We start from the raw sequence: 14,375 nt of genomic DNA on the forward strand, positions 1-14,375 counted from the left end.
AAGCTGTGGCCAGTTTTTGTTGACCACTACAAACCGATAGCGTATGTAGGTAAGGCGGTGACCGATTCACGCGGTGAGTTCAAGGGGTAGATGCAACGCTATCCTTAATCGAAGGGATGTTGCCATGAAACCCAGATACCGGACATCAGCGAAGTGATGTTCATTAAGAGAACGGAACGCGACTCCAATGTATGTAAATTAGCCTGACCTCGCGGATATTTCCAACTTACCGCCGTCCGATGGCGACGAGGCCAGTGCCGCGCATAGTATAGACACCCTTCTACCAGTAATTAGCTATCCGTGCGTCTATGGCCATGCGCGGGTACTGATTTTACTCGTGTTTAATCATCACATGGCGGATAACAGTGTAATCCTCGAGTCCATAAACCGACATGTCCTTACCGTAACCGGAGAGTTTTTGCCCGCCGTGCGGCATTTCGCTCACCAACGTGAAGTGGGTGTTGACCCAGGTACAGCCATACTGCAAGCGGGCGCTGAGGCGATGGGCACGACCGACGTCTCGCGTCCAGACCGAAGATGCCAGCCCGTATTTTGAATCGTTAGCCCATGCCAGGACCTGAGCCTCATCATCAAACTGGGTGATGCTGACCACCGGGCCGAAGACTTCCCGCTGAACGATAGCATCGTCCTGCTTCGCGCCCGCCAGCAGCGTTGGGGCAAAATAGTAGCCTGCACCCTCTACTTTTTTACCGCCAGTGATGACTTTGATGTGCCCGAGCGCTTTGGCCTCATCCACCGCTTTGGTGATGCGATCCAAATGAGCCTGAGAGCTTACCGGCCCCAACTCTGTTGATTCATCATTCGGTGAACCGGTTTTCAGGCTGGCGACCGCCGCACCCAATTTTTCGACCAGCGCGTCGTAAATGCCTTTCTGCGCGTAAATGCGACAGGCTGCGGTGCAATCCTGCCCGGCGTTGTAATAACCGAACGTGCGTACGCCGCTCACCACCGCATCGAGATCGGCATCATCAAAAATAATAACCGGGGCCTTGCCGCCCAACTCCATATGCGTGCGCTTAATCGATGGCGCAGTATGCCCAATGATGTGTTCACCGGTAGCAATAGAGCCGGTCAGTGAAACCATGCGCACTTTTTCATGACCGGTCAGAGGATCGCCCACGGTTTTACCACGACCAAACAGCACGTTAATCACGCCTGCCGGGAAAATATCTTTCGCCAACTCCGCCAGCTTCAGTGCTGTTAATGGGGTAATTTCGGATGGTTTAATCACCACGCAGTTACCTGCAGCCAGCGCCGGTGCCAGTTTCCACGCGGCCATCATCAGCGGATAGTTCCACGGTGCGATAGACGCCACCACCCCCAGCGGATCGCGACGGATCATGGACGTATGCCCTTCCAGATACTCCCCGGCAGCCAGGCCGTTGAGCGTACGTGCGGCACCGGCAAAGAAGCGGAAAACATCCACAATCGCCGGAATTTCATCATTTAGCACGCAGTGAAAAGGCTTACCGCAATTCAAGGATTCCAGCTCAGCAAATGTCTGCGCGTTTTCGGCGATAGTGTCCGCCAGCTTCAGTAACAGCTCTGAACGCACTTTCGGCGTGGTTTGCCCCCAGCTGGCAAAAGCCTCATCGGCGGCACGGACGGCTGCATCAACCTGCACGGTTGACGCCTCGGCAATTTCCAGGATCACGTCACCGGTAGCAGGGTTATAGACCGGCTGCTTTTCACCTTCACCGTTGACCAGTTCGCCGTTAATCAGTAATTGATGTTGCATAGCAATTTCCCATATTGTCGTTTATTTACCGTTTCCGGCGAGAGTGTCGCCTTCACGCGTCAGCCACCAGGCCCCTAAAATCGGCAGTGTTGTGACCGCCATAACCAGCAATGCCACTACGTTGGTCACCGGGACATCACGCGGACGTCCCAGTTGATTGAGTAGCCACAGCGGAAGTGTTCTTTCGTGTCCGGCCGTGAACGTTGTTACGATGATTTCATCAAACGACAACGCAAACGCCAGCATGCCTCCGGCCAACAGCGCCGACGCAAGATTCGGCAGCACCACATAGCGGAAGGTTTGCCAGCCGTTCGCCCCCAGGTCCATTGACGCTTCAACCAGACTCCATGATGTGCGACGAAAACGGGCCACAACGTTGTTAAATACCACCACCACACAAAACGTCGCATGCCCCACCACGATGGTCAGGAAGCCGGGTTCCAGATTGATGGTTTTAAATGCAGTCAGCAGTGCCAGACCGGTGATAATGCCCGGTAGCGCAATAGGCAACAGCAGCAACAGCGATATTGCGTTCTTGCCAAAGAAATCCCGCCGCCACAGGGCCGCCGCCGCCAGCGTTCCTAGCACCAGTGCGATGGCCGTCGACAGCGCGGCGATCTTAAGTGACAGTGTCACTGATTCCAAAATATCGCTACGCTGTGCCGCCACGCTAAACCACCGTAGCGTAAGCCCCTGCGGTGGAAAGCTAAAAGCGGCTTCCTCGGTATTAAACGCATAGGCGGCGATGATGAGGATGGGAAAGTGCAGGAAAATCACGCCACCCCATGCGGCCAGTTTGAGTAAAAACGGTGCGCGTTCAGAGTGCATCAAACGCTCCCAGACGCTTCACGAACGCCAGATACAGTGCGATTAATACAATCGGCACCAGGGTGAATGCCGCCGCCATTGGCATGTTGCCGATAGCCCCTTGTTGCGAATAGACCATGTTGCCGATGAAAAAACCCGGCGGCCCCACCAGTTGCGGCACAATAAAATCACCCAGCGTCAGCGAGAAGGTAAAGATTGAACCCGCAGCAATACCGGGGATAGCCAGCGGCAGCACTACATAGCGGAAGGTCTGACGCGGGCGGGCGCCCAAATCCGCCGAAGCCTGCAGCAATGACGGCGGTAACCGTTCCAGCGCAGCCTGTACCGGCAGGATCATAAAAGGTAGCCAGATGTAGACGAAAACCAGAAAACGCCCTAATCCTGAAGTCGACAGCGTATTCCCGCCCACGGCTGGCAGCGTCAGAAACGCGGTCAGAATCGGCTCCAGCCCGAGATGGGTTAAAAACCACTGCGCCACGCCGTCTTTAGCCAACAGCAACGTCCACGCGTAGGCTTTGACGATATAGCTGGCCCACATTGGCAACATGACGGCGATGTAAAAAAAGGCCTTCATCTTGCCGCTGGTGTAACGCGCCATATACCACGCCATCGGAAACGCCAGAATGGCGCTGGCAATAGTCACCGCTATTGCCATGGTCAACGTGCGTAAAATGATGTCGTAATTCGCCGGGTTAAACAGCGCCTGCAGGTTCGCCAGCGTCAGATCTGGCGTAACGGACATGGTGAAATCGTCAAAGGTATAAAACCCTTGCCACAGTAATGTCAGCAATGAACCAAAGTAGACGACACCAAACCACATCAGCGGTCCGAGCAGCAGTAAAAACAGCCCCAGCCCCGGATTACGCCAGAAATAACCTGAGATTTTGTTCAACCTGGTGGTCTGGGGAGGTGAATGTAAAACGTTCATCGCCATTCACCTCTCCTCAACCAGCGGGACCATCACGTCACGTGACCACGAGGCCATGACCTGCTGCCCCGGCGACAGCGTTGACGGCAGCGTTTCTCCCGTCAGGTTCGCCTGGCTTACCAGCAACTTTTCGCCACCAGCCAGTTTTAGCTCAAACCGCGTCGCGGCCCCCTGATACTGCACCGCCTGAATAACGCCCGGCGCCTGCACTTCCGCGCCAGGATCATTCAAGCGAATGTGTTCCGGGCGCAGAGAGAACATTCCCTGCAGGCCGCAGACATTCGCCGACATGGCGGTATCAAAGACGTTGGATGTCCCGACAAAGCTCGCCACAAACGGCGTGCGTGGGCGCATATAGAGTTCACGGGGAGAGTCCACTTGCTCAATGCGGCCGTTATTAAACACCGCCACGCGATCGGACATCGACAGCGCCTCACCCTGATCGTGGGTAACAAAAATGAAGGTGATGCCCAGCGCCTGCTGTAGTTTTTTCAATTCCAACTGCATCTGTTCACGCAGTTTAAGATCCAGCGCCCCAAGCGGTTCATCCAACAGCAGCACGCGTGGTTCATTAACCAGTGCGCGGGCGATCGCCACGCGCTGGCGCTGTCCACCGGAAAGCTGCGACGGTTTACGCTCATAAACGAAGCCGAGCGCCACCTTCTCCAGCGCTTCTCGCGCTTTGGCATGGCGCTGTTTTTTATCCATCCCTTTAACCATCAACCCATAGGCCACGTTATCGAGGATCGACATATGCGGAAACAACGCGTAATCCTGAAATACCGTGTTGACGTCCCGCTCCCAGGGCGGCAACTCGCTGGCCTGCTTGCCAAAAATGCTAATTGCACCGCCTGACAGCTGTTCAAAACCAGCTATCAGGCGCAGACAGGTAGTTTTGCCAGAGCCGGATGGCCCCAGCATAGAGAAAAACTCACCATCGTTAATCGCAATACTGACCCCATCGACGGCACGAACATCCCCGTACAATCGCGAGACATTGTTAAATTCCACTGCGTACGTCATAAAACCCCCAGCGGAATCAGCGACCGCCCATAATGGCTATGTAATCTTGCGTCCAGCGACTGTAAGGAACGAACTTGCCCCCTTCGGCGATCGGCGTTTTCCAGAAGGCGATTTTGTCGAAATAGCTATAGCCATTGGTTTCACATCCTTTTTCACCCAGCAGCGGGCTGGCTTTGCATCCCTCAGGCACGACCGGCAGCGATCCAAACCAGGCGGCAACGTCGCCCTGCACTTTCGGGGTTAATGACCAGTTCATCCATTTGTAAGCACAGACCGGATGTTTTGCTTCGCTGTGCAACATGGTGGTATCCGCCCAACCGGTAACCCCTTCTTTTGGGAAGACGGTGGCGACAGGTTGCCCTTCAGCCTTCAGGGCGTTAGCCTGATAAGGCCATGCGCTGGAGGCGACAACACCTTCGTTTTTAAAATCACTCATTTGCACGGTGGTGTCATGCCAGTAGCGATGGATCAGACTATGCTGATCTCTCAGGACCTTAATGACGGCCTGATACTGTTTCTCGGTCAGCTGATAGGGGTCGGTAATGCCCAGTTGTGGTTGGGTGGCTTTAACAAATAACGCCGCATCGGCGATATAAATCGGACCGTCGTAAGCCTGGACGCGCCCTTTATTGCTTTTGCCGTCTTCCAGGGTTTGCGCTACAAACACCACTTTCCAGCTATCCGGCGGCGTTGGGAAGGTCTTGGTGTTGTACATCAGCAGGTTTGGCCCCCACTGATACGGTGTGCCGTACACTTTTCCCCCGACATTAAACCATTCGCCGTTGACTACACGCGGATCGATGATTTTCCAGTTCGGAATAAGTGCAGTATTAATAGGTTGAACACGTTTCCCCATAATTAAACGCAGTGACGCGTCACCGGATGCCGTGACCAGGTCATATCCGCCTTTTGCCATCAGGCTAACCATTTCGTCTGAGGTGGCCGCCGTTTTCACATTCACCGCGCAGCCCGTTTCCTTCTCAAACTGTGAGACCCAGTCATATTGTTTATCCGTTTGGCCACGTTCGATATACCCCGGCCAGGCAATAATATCCAGGCGTCCTTCTGGTTTATCTAATGATGTTGGGGGTTCAGCTGCGTGGGCGGTCATCAGCGTCATACTGAGCGCACACAGGCTCGTGAGGGCAAATTGCTTGCTCATAACGTCTTACTCCTGTCGAAAAAAAATAATGAGCGGCAGCCTTGCCGTAAATATATGTCCTTTCCTAAAAGTAGTCGGGGTGTTGGCAGCGTTCCTGCTGGCGCAAGGAAATTTAATCAGGTTGTGAGCTAACGCTCATTACGCTGTCAGTTATTGCAACGTTATTTAATCTTCTGGAGTATAGACAACGAGTTAGAAGCACGGAGGGGAATAATTAGAGGTATTGATATTTTGTATGGTTGCACCTGAAAAAATAACATCGTGATTTTACTGGTGCTATTTCAAAAATAAGAATGGGCTATTCTTTTATATTGAATAGCCCATTCATTATTATTTCATCATCTCGCGAATTAATTTCCCAAGTTGTTTCACGGCCTGCTCTTCGCGTTCTCCCCAGTGCCATGCGGTATTGAAGCGAAAGAAGCGTGTCCAGGTTCCTGACGTCGAGAACATTTTCCCCGGTGCAATGCTGATATGGTGCGCCAGTGCCTGCGTGCTGAGTTCGCCCGCATCAAGCGGTTCAGGCAGTTCGAGCCACAGAAAATAGCCGCTATCGCTATGATGAATTTTGACTTCCGCCGGAAGATGGCGCAGCAGCGTTTGCCAGGCTTGCTGTTTGCGTTCTGCCAGTTGACGACGTAGCCGACGCAAATGCGCGTCATAACGCCGGGTAGAGAGGTAATCCACCAATGCGAGTTGCATCGGGGAACTGGTTGATAAGGTGCTCATCAACTGAAGCCGCTGAATGCGCCGCGCATGCTTCCCCGCCGCCACCCAGCCAACACGAAATCCGGGTACCAGGCATTTTGAAAACGACGAACAGTGTAGCACTCTGTCGCCACGATCCCAGGCTTTGGCGGGCAGCGGTTTTTCACGGCCAAAATACAGCTCGCTGTAAACATCATCCTCGATCAGCATCACGTTGTATTTTTCCAGCAACGCGACCAGATGGGCCTTTTTCTCTGCGCTGAGCGTAAACCCCAACGGGTTTTGGCTGTTGGTCATCAGCCAGCAAGCCTTCACCGGATACTCTTGTAAAGCCTGCTCCAGTGCAACGAGATCGATCCCGTCCTTGACGTCGGTGGCAACAGACAGCGCTTTTAAACGTAGCCTTTCAAGCGCCTGCAAGGCGCCGTAAAAATAGGGATTTTCGACAATCACCCAGTCGCCAGGTTCGGTCACTGCCTGCAGGCTCAGGTTGAGGGCTTCCAGCGCCCCGGCGGTAATCACAATGTCATCCGGCGAAATAGTGATCCCCTGCTGGGCATAGCGACGGGCAATGGCATTGCGCAATTCGGCATTACCCGGCGGCAGGTTTTCAATCACGCTCATTGCCGTCGCCGTTTTGCTCACCTGCGCCAACGAACGGTTAAGCTGCTGCAGGGGAAATAAACGGGGGTCGGGAAATGCGGACGCAAACGGCATCACCGAAGCATCCCGGCTGGCCTGCAGCATGTCAAAAATATACGTGTTGATATCGACCGCTTCATCGCGCACAACCTGCGATTGCGGGGTTGCCGACTCACGTTCGGGCCGCGCGGCAACATAATAGCCGGATTGCGGCCGCGCAATGATCCGCCCCTGACTTTCCAGCAGCTGATAAGCATGGCCGACGGTCATAAAACTCATCCCACTGGTCGCCACCTGTTCACGTAAAGAAGGTAGACGATCGCCGGGTTGCCAGACGCCAGAGGCGATTTGATCGCGAATTTGTTCCGCCAGCCGTTGATATTTTTTCATGATGATTCTCGGGAGTCAGATGCAGGTGACGCTCGCAGTGTATATCAGTCAATAAAATTAACAACATTCTGACAACTGTTATGGGATTGTGTTTTTACTGCATTGTGAACGAAAGCGGTTAACCACATGCTCACACCGCGAGCCTGCACAGCATCAATTTTCGTCGCGTGCTTTAAATAGAATAAATGATTGATTTTATGGGCGTTTAAAAAATGAAGTTTTCATATCAGTACCACTAACAAATAACAGCACCGCAACTGTTATGGTTAAAAAGAACTGTTCTGTTTCTGCCCCCCACTGTTCCTCAGGCATAGAATTGCGCTAAATCAATTTTGCCTGCGGAGTTAAGCATGTTCGGTCTTGACGCGTTTCACCTGGCGCGCATCCAGTTCGCGTTTACGGTGTCGTTTCACATCATCTTTCCAGCCATTACTATCGGTCTTGCCAGCTATCTGGCGGTGCTTGAAGGTCTGTGGCTGAAAACCAAAAATCCCACCTGGCGTTCGCTGTATCATTTCTGGTCTAAAATATTCGCCGTCAACTTTGGTATGGGCGTGGTTTCGGGCCTGGTAATGGCCTACCAGTTCGGTACCAACTGGAGCGGTTTTTCCGAGTTCGCCGGGAGTATCACCGGGCCGCTGCTGACCTATGAAGTACTGACCGCCTTCTTCCTCGAGGCAGGATTCCTTGGCGTGATGCTGTTTGGCTGGCAGCGCGTGGGTCCAGGTCTGCACTTCTTCGCCACCTGTATGGTCGCGCTGGGCACCATTATTTCAACTTTCTGGATCCTCGCCTCCAACAGCTGGATGCAAACACCGCAGGGTTACGAAATTATCAACGGACAAGTCGTGCCGGTGGACTGGTTTGCCGTCATCTTCAATCCGTCCTTCCCCTATCGTCTACTGCATATGTCCGTCGCCGCCTTCCTGAGCAGCGCCCTGTTTGTCGCGGCGTCGGCGGCCTGGCATCTATTACGTGGAAATAATACGCCGGCAATTCGTGCCATGTTTTCAATGGCCCTGTGGATGATGCTGATCGTCGCCCCATTACAGGCGTTGATTGGTGATATGCATGGACTTAACACCCTGAAGCATCAACCCGCCAAGATTGCCGCCATTGAAGGCCACTGGGAAAACGTGTCCGGTGAACCGACCCCGCTGTTGCTGTTCGGCTGGCCGGATATGGAACAGGAGCGCACCCGCTACGGGCTGGCAATACCCGCGCTGGGCAGCCTGATTTTGACCCACAGTCTGGATAAACAAGTTCCGGCTCTGAAAGAATTTCCGAAAGAAGATCGTCCTAACTCCACCATGGTGTTCTGGTCGTTTCGCATTATGGCGGGACTGGGGATGTTGATGATCTTGCTCGGCACATTTGCCCTGTGGCTGCGCTACAAACAACGCCTGTATACCTCGCGTCCTTTCCTGCGCTTCGCACTATGGATGGGACCCTCCGGTCTGATTGCCATTCTGGCCGGATGGGTGACCACCGAAGTCGGTCGTCAGCCGTGGGTTGTTTACGGCCTGCAACGGACGGCGGATGCGGTTTCCGCACATGGCGATTTGCACATGAGCATCAGCCTGATGGCCTTCTTTGTGGTTTACAGTTCGGTCTTCGGTGTGGGCTACAGCTACATGATCCGCCTGATCCGTAAAGGACCGCAGGAAGATGACCCGACGAGTCCGCCAACGGGTACTCCTGCACGACCGCTTTCCGCTGCGGTCCTCGATTCTCAACCGGAGGCACATCGCTAATGGGTATTGATTTATCAGTTATCTGGTTCGTTATCATCGTGTTCGCCACCCTGATGTATATCGTGATGGATGGTTTCGACCTTGGGATTGGCATTTTATTTCCGGCCATTCAGGACCCCGACGATCGCGATGTGATGGTCAACAGCGTCGCGCCGGTCTGGGACGGCAATGAAACCTGGCTGGTGCTGGGGGGCGCAGGCTTGTTTGGTGCCTTTCCGCTGGCCTACGCGGTGATCGTCGATGCGCTGACCATCCCCTTAACCCTGATGCTAATCGGCCTGATTTTTCGCGGTGTGGCCTTTGAGTTTCGTTTCAAAGCAACGCCCGCACACCGGCCATTCTGGGATAAAGCGTTTATATGCGGTTCAATCCTCGCCACCTTTACCCAGGGCGTTGTCGTCGGTGCGGTGCTTAATGGATTCTCAGTCAGCGGACGCAGCTACAGCGGCGGACCTTTCGACTGGCTCACCCCTTTCACGCTGTTTTGCGGCGTGGGCCTGGTAGTGGCCTATGCGCTGCTGGGTGCGACATGGCTGGTGATGAAAAGCGAAAATCCACTACAGGATAAAATGCGCAACGCCGCCAAAAAACTGCTGCTGGCGTTGCTGGTCGTCATTGCCATTATCAGCCTGTGGACACCGCTGGCGCACAGCGCCATTGCCGATCGCTGGTTTAGCCTGCCAAACCTGTGGTTCCTGATGCCGGTTCCACTCCTGGTCGCACTGATCAGCCTGTGGTTGTGGCGTTCGCTGGGCCAGCAGCACAGCCATGCACTGGCGTTTATCCTGACGCTGGGGCTAATTTTCCTCGGTTTCAGCGGACTGGGGATCAGCATCTGGCCGCATATCATTCCACCGTCCATCACCCTCTGGCAGGCGGCAGCCCCGCCACAAAGTCAGGGCTTTATGCTGGTAGGTGCCTTGTTGATTATCCCAATAATCCTCGTCTACACCTTCTGGAGCTATTACGTTTTTCGCGGCAAAGTTCAACCTGGTGAGGGGTATCATTGATGCAACAATCAATCTGGAAACGCCTGATGTGGCTGGTGATCTTGTGGGGCGGCAGCGTGCTGGCCCTGGCCGCTGTTGGCATGGTCTTCCGTGTGCTGATGACGGCAGCAGGTTTTAAGTCCTGAGTCTGCATTCATATTGGTCGGGTAGCGTAGCGTTACCCGACAGCTAAAATCCCAACGTTATATAAACAAAAATGCAATAACCGGCGAATTGATGAAACACCGATTGCCTTTAACCCGATTAAATAATGAAATAGTCACTCGACGAAATTACCGCAATTTTTGTTAAAACGTACCAGAGGGTGAATGATGTTTAAGAAAGGGTTAACGGTGTTATTGCTGACCAGTGCGCTTTTTTCTGGCCAGCTTTTCGCTACTAATCAGGGACATGAATATCTTCAGGTGCAGGATGCCGATCACTTATTACGTCACACGGCTGACAGTGATGAACTGCGTATGACGGCGGAAGAATCCGCCGCCGATCTCCGCGAACACCATCACTGGCAAAAATCACGCAAACCCGATACCCATCAAAGTTAACGCTTAGCCTTTACGCTTCGGCAGCGTTTTCATCAGTTCATCCGGACTGACGGAAGCCACGATGCTGCCCGGCAACGGCATTTTCAGAATGTGATGTTTCATCTTGCCGATGACGTGCATTTCGCACGGTCGGCAATCAAATTTCAGCGTCAGCACATCGTCACCGTTGACCAACTGCATTGGCGTCGCTTTCCAGCTTTTGATGTTACCTTTGGCCTGTTTTGGGCATAGATTAAAGGCAAAACGCAGGCAGTGCTTGGTGATCATCACCGGCACCTCGCCTTTTTCCTCATGCGCTTCATAAGCAGCATCAATCAGCTGAACACCATAACGGTGATAAAACGCGCGCGCTTTATGGTTATAGACGTTTGCCAGAAAACTCAGATGCGTTTGCGGGTAAACCGGGGCCGGGTCGGCTACCGGTTTGCGGCGGCCACGCTGGTAACTGGCCAGTCGCGCTGCGTCCAGCATTTCAACGGCGTCACGACGCAGCTGATTAAGCTGACCGTTCGGCACAAACAGTGCGCCCGGCAGATTCACCTGAATATCACGGGCGTAATACAGCGTCTGCCCAAGCTTTGCCAGCCCCTCCTGCAAATTGCTCAGCGCTTTTTCCGCGTTGTTCGCTTCCTCAAACTGGCCATCCAGCGTGTGGGTGATGCTCACGCCCTCTTCGCTGGTGAGCGTCAGGATCAGCTGTTCCTGCCAGCCGCCCAGTTCAATATCAACCGCCACGCGACGTTCGCTGGACGTTTTGGTCAACGCCTGCTGCCAGTTATGATCGAGGTTACGATTCAACGGATGATGCGGACGCACTTTATGCAGATCGGCCGGCATTTCATTCGGCCAGACCCGATAGCGATTGTTCCCCGTTTTCTCGACGGTATTGGCGCGAAATCCAACCACATCGCGTTTGATCAACACGTTCAGGCCATCGCCGTTAGCCAGCGGCTCCGTCACTTCAACATCAAGGTGATCTTTACCCACCTTCAGCACTTCGCCTACCGGCAAGCCGATAAACTTCGGCGAGTCAAATGCACCGATATCCCCTTTGCGGGCGGTGACAAAGTAATCTGTGCTGCCACGGTGGAACGTTTTGTCCGTTGAGGGGGTAAAGAAATGTTCTGTACGACCGGCTGAGGCACGGGCCAAATCACCGCGCTGTTCGATAATCGCATCCAGCATCTGGCGATAATGGGCGGTGATATTCTTCACGTAGCTCATGTCTTTGTAGCGGCCTTCAATTTTGAAGGACCGCACGCCTGCGTCGATCAACGCGCCCAGATTAGCGGTCTGATCGTTATCTTTCATCGACAGCAGGTGTTTTTCGTATGACACCACCCGCCCCTGATCGTCTTTCAGGGTATACGGCAGGCGACAAGCCTGAGAGCAGTCACCACGGTTAGCGCTGCGCCCGGTCTGGGCATGGGAAATATAGCATTGGCCGGAATACGCCACACACAACGCACCGTGAATAAAAAACTCCAGGGTCGCGTCGGTAGCCTGATGGATGGCGCTAATCTGTTCCAGACTCAGCTCGCGCGCCAGTACAATCTGGGTAAACCCCACATCACCGAGAAACTTAGCCTTCTCGACGCTGCGAATATCACACTGGGTGCTGGCATGCAGCTCAATGGGCGGAATATCCAGCTCCAGAATCCCCATATCCTGTACAATCAGGGCATCAACGCCGGTCTGATACAGGTCGGTAATCAACCGCTGAGCGGGTTCCAGCTCATCATCGTGTAAAATCGTGTTCAACGTCACAAAGATTTTTGCCCCATAGCGATGGGCGAAAGGCACCAGTTCAGCGATATCCTTCAGGCTGTTACTGGCATTATGACGTGCACCAAACCCCGGTCCACCAATGTAAACGGCATCTGCGCCGTGCAAAATGGCTTCGCGCGCAATCGCGGTATCACGGGCCGGGCTTAACAATTCAAGACGATGAGGTTGCTGAGGCATACGGTTGTTACCATCCAAAAGCGGTAAAATGGCGGCTATTGTAGTCAGAAGCGCGACGTTGCGAAATAGTTTTCCCTATTAACTCCGTGGGTAATGGATGAGCGAATGAAAGTGAACCGGCAGTTCACTGCTGTTCCGATAACTGTGTGCGGTATCCCCGGCAAAACGCACTCCCTCACCGGTTTTTAACGTTCGCCATCTGCCGTCAATGTCCATATCCAGCAGGCCATTAATCACCACCACATGTTCAATAACGCCGGTCTCATGCGGGGTAGATTCGCTAAGCGCTCCCGGTGCCAGCAGTATCGAAAAATGGTCAAAGCAGAGCTGTGGATCCCACGGGAACAGCGGCGTGACGATCATCGCCTGCTGCTGCGGGTCGAATGCGGGCGTGCTCTCCGCTTCCGGCGGCGTGATAAAGCTCGAAAAGGGAACGTTCAGTCCGGTGGCGATTTTCCATAATGTCGCCACCGTTGGGCTGGATTCGTTGCGTTCAATCTGCCCCAGCATGGCTTTTGACACGCCGGTCTCCTGCGCCAGACGTGCAAGGCTCCATTCCCGCTGCTGACGTAACGCCCTGAGCGTGGTCGCCAGATAGTGGGTAACATTGTCCATTCGTTATCTCCCTCGATCTCATGTGGCAAAGCACTAGACTATCACTTGTACGCTATAGCGCACAGTGCTACAGTGACCGACCGTTATAACGCACGCGGAGCCGCTATGCGCACATATTCACTCCCTCTGCCTACCGTACTGTCTGGTTTTGTTGCTGTGCTGGTCGGCTACGCCAGTTCAGCGGCGATTATCTGGCAAGCAGCGATAGCCGCCGGGGCAACTACCGGGCAAATTGCCGGCTGGATGACCGCGCTGGGCATCGCCATGGGCGTCAGTACGCTGGCATTAACGTTATGGTACCGTGCGCCGATATTAACCGCGTGGTCAACGCCCGGTGCAGCGCTGCTGGTCACCGGTCTGCAGGGTGTCACTATTCAGGAGGCTATTGGCGTATTTATTGTCGCCAATGCGCTGATTGTCCTGTGCGGCGTGACAGGATTGTTCGCCCGACTGATGCAAGTCATCCCTCACTCGCTGGCGTCAGCGATGCTGGCTGGGATCCTGCTGCGTTTTGGCCTACAGGCATTTAATAGTTTGAACAACGAGCTGCTCCTGTGCGGCAGCATGCTACTGGCGTGGTTGGTGCTCAAAGTTGTCGCCCCGCGCTACGCGGTCATTGCTGCGATGTTGGTGGGAATAATGATTGCTTTGATAAAATGTGACGTTGTCACTAACAACATCACTCTCTCACCGGTGATGCCGGAATTTATCGCCCCCCATTTTTCCCTCGCCCACAGCATCAGTATTGCTTTGCCGCTGTTTCTGGTCACCATGGCCTCGCAAAATGCCCCCGGCATTACCACCATGAAGGCCTCCGGCTATTCATTACCCGTTTCGCCGTTGATCGTGTTCACCGGCCTGCTGGCGCTGTTGTTTTCCCCGTTTGGCGTCTACTCCATCTGTATTGCCGCCATCACCGCCGCGATATGCCAAAGCCCGGAAGCGCACCCGGACGCCCAGCGACGCTGGTTAGCCGCCGCCGCCGCGGGGGGTTTCTATCTGCTGGCAGGCGTATTCGGCGGTTCAGTGACCGGGTTAATGGCGGCCCT

At 54.1% G+C, this 14,375-nt stretch carries 13 protein-coding genes; 5 read left to right on the plus strand and 8 right to left on the minus strand.

Annotated features, from left to right (window positions below):
• Positions 1-331 precede the first annotated feature (331 nt).
• The 6 genes from patD to FDX01_RS16590 form a co-directional block, all read right to left on the minus strand.
• Positions 332-1,759 (minus strand): aminobutyraldehyde dehydrogenase, encoded by a 1,428-nt coding sequence (patD, locus tag FDX01_RS16565; protein WP_117342824.1) that lies wholly within the window; start codon positions 1,757-1,759, stop codon positions 332-334.
• Between the two features lie 21 nt (positions 1,760-1,780).
• Entirely contained in the window at positions 1,781-2,587 is an 807-nt protein-coding gene (locus FDX01_RS16570; RefSeq protein WP_096756981.1) for an ABC transporter permease, read from the minus strand.
• On the minus strand, positions 2,577-3,521 hold the full coding sequence (locus FDX01_RS16575; RefSeq protein WP_096756980.1) for an ABC transporter permease: 945 nt from the start codon (positions 3,519-3,521) through the stop codon (positions 2,577-2,579). Before FDX01_RS16575 ends, FDX01_RS16570 begins: the two co-directional genes overlap by 11 nt.
• Positions 3,522-4,538 carry an ABC transporter ATP-binding protein gene (locus tag FDX01_RS16580; RefSeq protein WP_096756979.1) on the minus strand — a complete coding sequence of 339 codons (1,017 nt, stop codon included), beginning with the start codon at positions 4,536-4,538 and terminating at the stop codon, positions 3,522-3,524.
• Positions 4,539-4,554: 16 nt separating this feature from the next.
• Entirely contained in the window at positions 4,555-5,700 is a 1,146-nt protein-coding gene (ydcS, locus tag FDX01_RS16585; protein ID WP_117342825.1) for a putative ABC transporter substrate-binding protein YdcS, read from the minus strand.
• A gap of 330 nt (positions 5,701-6,030) precedes the next feature.
• Complete coding sequence (locus tag FDX01_RS16590; protein ID WP_137400169.1) at positions 6,031-7,440, minus strand: PLP-dependent aminotransferase family protein; 1,410 nt, start codon at positions 7,438-7,440, stop codon at positions 6,031-6,033.
• Positions 7,441-7,790: 350 nt separating this feature from the next.
• Here FDX01_RS16590 and FDX01_RS16595 point away from each other — a divergent pair, with 350 nt between their 5' ends.
• The 4 genes from FDX01_RS16595 (at position 7,791) to FDX01_RS16610 (ending at position 10,746) form a co-directional block, all read left to right on the plus strand.
• Complete coding sequence (locus FDX01_RS16595) at positions 7,791-9,194, plus strand: cytochrome ubiquinol oxidase subunit I (protein WP_117342827.1); 1,404 nt, start codon at positions 7,791-7,793, stop codon at positions 9,192-9,194.
• A complete protein-coding gene (gene cydB / locus FDX01_RS16600) occupies positions 9,194-10,204 on the plus strand; it encodes a cytochrome d ubiquinol oxidase subunit II (protein WP_115258450.1) in 1,011 nt (336 codons plus the stop codon). The genes FDX01_RS16595 and cydB overlap by 1 nt, the downstream gene beginning before the upstream one ends.
• A complete protein-coding gene (locus FDX01_RS16605) occupies positions 10,204-10,329 on the plus strand; it encodes a DUF2474 domain-containing protein (RefSeq protein ID WP_096756972.1) in 126 nt (41 codons plus the stop codon). The genes cydB and FDX01_RS16605 overlap by 1 nt, the downstream gene beginning before the upstream one ends.
• Before the next feature lie 186 nt (positions 10,330-10,515).
• Complete coding sequence (locus tag FDX01_RS16610; protein WP_096756971.1) at positions 10,516-10,746, plus strand: DUF2554 family protein; 231 nt, start codon at positions 10,516-10,518, stop codon at positions 10,744-10,746.
• Between the two features lie 3 nt (positions 10,747-10,749).
• Here FDX01_RS16610 and FDX01_RS16615 read toward each other — a convergent pair whose 3' ends face one another.
• Positions 10,750-12,711: a U32 family peptidase gene (locus tag FDX01_RS16615; RefSeq protein WP_137400170.1), complete on the minus strand. Its 1,962-nt coding sequence runs from the start codon at positions 12,709-12,711 to the stop codon at positions 10,750-10,752.
• 78 nt (positions 12,712-12,789) lie between these two features.
• On the minus strand, positions 12,790-13,326 hold the full coding sequence (locus FDX01_RS16620) for an XRE family transcriptional regulator (protein ID WP_115258447.1): 537 nt from the start codon (positions 13,324-13,326) through the stop codon (positions 12,790-12,792).
• 105 nt (positions 13,327-13,431) lie between these two features.
• Here FDX01_RS16620 and FDX01_RS16625 point away from each other — a divergent pair.
• Positions 13,432-14,375, plus strand: a 944-nt coding sequence (locus FDX01_RS16625; protein ID WP_249361002.1) for a benzoate/H(+) symporter BenE family transporter, incomplete at its 3' end; no start/stop codon positions are given.

The organism is Citrobacter sp. wls613 (genome assembly GCF_005281195.1).
GTDB lineage: Bacteria > Pseudomonadota > Gammaproteobacteria > Enterobacterales > Enterobacteriaceae > Citrobacter > Citrobacter gillenii.